This is a genomic window from Natrinema pallidum DSM 3751 (assembly GCF_000337615.1).
Classification (GTDB): domain Archaea; phylum Halobacteriota; class Halobacteria; order Halobacteriales; family Natrialbaceae; genus Natrinema; species Natrinema pallidum.
The window spans coordinates 1-2,160 of the sequence record NZ_AOII01000075.1 but is presented as its reverse complement, the minus strand read 5'-3'; the positions used below and the strand labels follow the sequence as shown (position 1 = coordinate 2,160).

3 protein-coding genes and 2 pseudogenes are annotated in these 2,160 nt (G+C 65.7%); 2 read left to right on the top strand and 3 right to left on the bottom strand.

Annotation, left to right across the window (positions count from 1 at the left end; genetic code table 11):
* A pseudogene (locus C487_RS19650) lies at positions 1-315 on the top strand (glutamine synthetase); the annotation flags it as partial.
* Between the two features lie 40 nt (positions 316-355).
* Here C487_RS19650 and C487_RS12590 read toward each other — a convergent pair.
* Positions 356-586, bottom strand: a complete 231-nt coding sequence (locus C487_RS12590; RefSeq protein WP_006186157.1) for a helix-turn-helix domain-containing protein — start codon at positions 584-586, stop codon at positions 356-358.
* Between the two features lie 166 nt (positions 587-752).
* On the opposite strand from C487_RS12590, the gene C487_RS12585 reads away from it, so the two are divergent.
* Complete coding sequence (locus C487_RS12585) at positions 753-1,055, top strand: hypothetical protein (protein WP_006186156.1); 303 nt, start codon at positions 753-755, stop codon at positions 1,053-1,055.
* Here the strand turns inward: C487_RS12585 and C487_RS12580 are convergent.
* Both C487_RS12580 and C487_RS12575 read right to left on the bottom strand, forming a co-directional pair.
* The gene (locus C487_RS12580; protein WP_241431089.1) at positions 1,030-1,587 is read right to left on the bottom strand and encodes a hypothetical protein; all 558 of its coding nucleotides are present in this window, start codon (positions 1,585-1,587) and stop codon (positions 1,030-1,032) included. The genes C487_RS12585 and C487_RS12580 overlap by 26 nt on opposite strands.
* Positions 1,588-1,710: 123 nt before the next feature.
* Positions 1,711-2,160: pseudogene (locus C487_RS12575) on the bottom strand (metallophosphoesterase); the annotation flags it as partial.

Below are 2,160 nucleotides of genomic sequence, written 5' to 3'. Positions count from 1 at the left end.
CCCGTCTACGTCGCCTGGTCCGATCGCAACCGCTCGGCACTGATCCGCAAACCGGCGGCGCGGACGCCCGCAGCCTCACGCGTCGAGTTGCGCTCGCCGGACCCCTCCTGTAACCCCTACCTCGCCCTAGCGGCCATGATCCACGCCGGGCTCGAGGGGATCGAAAACGACCTCGAGTGCCCGGACCCGGTCCGGGAGAACATCTACGAGTTCGACGAGCAGAAACGCGAGGAGTACGGAATCGACACGCTGCCGTCGAACCTCGGCGAAGCAGTCGCGGCCCTCGAATCGGACGAGGNCCTTCTGAGAGAACTTCGAACGGCGATTCGGCTCTCGTGTCGGCACCGCTGTCGGATCAGTTCGCGACGTACTCCGATCCCGTTCGTTCCACGTGGCCGTCGCTCGAGAGCGAACGCAGGACGCTCAGGACGTTGATCTTCTTCATCGCCAGAATCTCCCCCAGTTCGTCGACCGTCGCCCCCTCGGTAACGTCGAGATAGATGTACACTAGCTTTGCACGGGCCGATTCGAGGTCGTCGGGAACCGGCTCGAGCTGCGTCGCGGGACGGTGCTCTTGTGAATTCATTGTCAGCACTAGCCACCTCGTTCGTGTATATAAATCCACACGTAAGTTGGATACCAATGGATACTAGGACATGATATGGTCCATGATACCGCACACCTGTGCGGGTCCGCAGCCCGATTCGGGCCGAACAACGAGTTTTAGGGACCAGCAATTCCCAGCAGCGAGTATGACCGCGGACGAACGACCGAGCCCACCGGCGGAGCTAGACCGCGTTGGCCACGAGGCACTCGACGAACTCGCCACCCGGGAGCCGGCGGCGCTCCGTGCGGCGAGCGAGTACCTCGAAACGCTGGCGGCGTGGAAGGAGGGGGAAGACGCACGCTCTCCTGACGACGGCGAGCCGGTCACGTATCCCGACGGCGTCCCCGAGCGGGCGAGCGTCTCGGCGACCGAAATCGCCGGTACCACGTACTACTACTATCAGTGGCGCGAGGGCGACGAGATCAAGTCGGAGACGATCCGACGGTAGGCGGCAGTCCCCCGCGCAACGGCGGAGGGTCGTTAGTCGGCCGCTGATGCGGACTCGAGGACCCGTCCGAGCGCGTCCGCGACCCGGTCCGGGTGCGCCACTCGGCTACCACTGGTTCCCGTTCGTGGAGCGCGGTGACGTGGCGATTTATGCTGATTAGATAGACGACTGCACCGCCGAAACTGAAGACGACGATCTCCACGACCCACGTTCGTAGCCACGGCTCGACGCCGCGCACTCCGATCGTCGTGAGGACCCAGACGACGGCCCCGAGGACGACCACCGCGAACGGGAGGGCGTGCAACCGCGTTCGGACGAGGGTCGCCGCAGGCGTAGGTCGGGTATAACACTGGCTGGCCGCGACCAGCCCGGCACACGCACCGATCGCGACGGGCCACAGCGCCGTGTACGCTGCGCCGAGGACGCGACTGGCCGCACACAGCGTGAGTCCCCCGACGTATCCGCCGAGGACGATCGAAAAGAACGCAGCCGATGGGTTCCGGAGGGGCATCTCTCGTTGGTCGTCTTTCATGATTCTGATCCTACAATTGAAGCGTTTTCGGTCGGCCACGGCGGTACCGCTGTCGAAACGAGCACCGAACGCCATCGCTTGGACCGGACGATCGACTGCAGACCAGCTAGAGCGCACCCGGGCTCAGACTCCCTCGTAGGGACCGAGCCGCGTCCCGTCCAACAGATAGGCCTCGCCGCCGGCTAGTCCCGACGGAAGAAACGGGGAGAGAAACGACTGTCCGGTCACGTTGATCCAGGTCCCCCCGACGAGGTCGTTGAACGCCGGCACGACGATCGCCGCCGGTGGCGATCCGTCGGCACGCTCGAGCCACGAGACGCCCTCGTATTCGGGCCGGTCGCGGAACGCGGCCGGGTCGAGCCGCCCCCGAAGCCACGCGCGTTCGACGCGGCTGCCGCCGACCGCGTCCTCGAGTCGCACGCACGGGTGTTCGTGGCCCAGACAGAGGACATCGCTCTCGAGGGCGGCCCGCGAGGGCCACGTGTGTCCGTGACAGATGCCAACGTCGCCGAGTGCGACACCCTCGCCGGGAACGATGTCGATGGTCGCCTCGACAGCGTCGCGCTCCGCGAG

What these genes read in the sequence shown, in the direction of transcription:
- C487_RS12590 (WP_006186157.1), bottom strand. Translation starts at nt 586, where the DNA reads ATGAATTCACAAGAGCACCGTCCCGCGACGCAGCTCGAGCCGGTTCCC.
- C487_RS12585 (WP_006186156.1), top strand. Translation starts at nt 753, where the DNA reads ATGACCGCGGACGAACGACCGAGCCCACCGGCGGAGCTAGACCGCGTT.
- C487_RS12580 (WP_241431089.1), bottom strand. Translation starts at nt 1,587, where the DNA reads ATGAAAGACGACCAACGAGAGATGCCCCTCCGGAACCCATCGGCTGCG.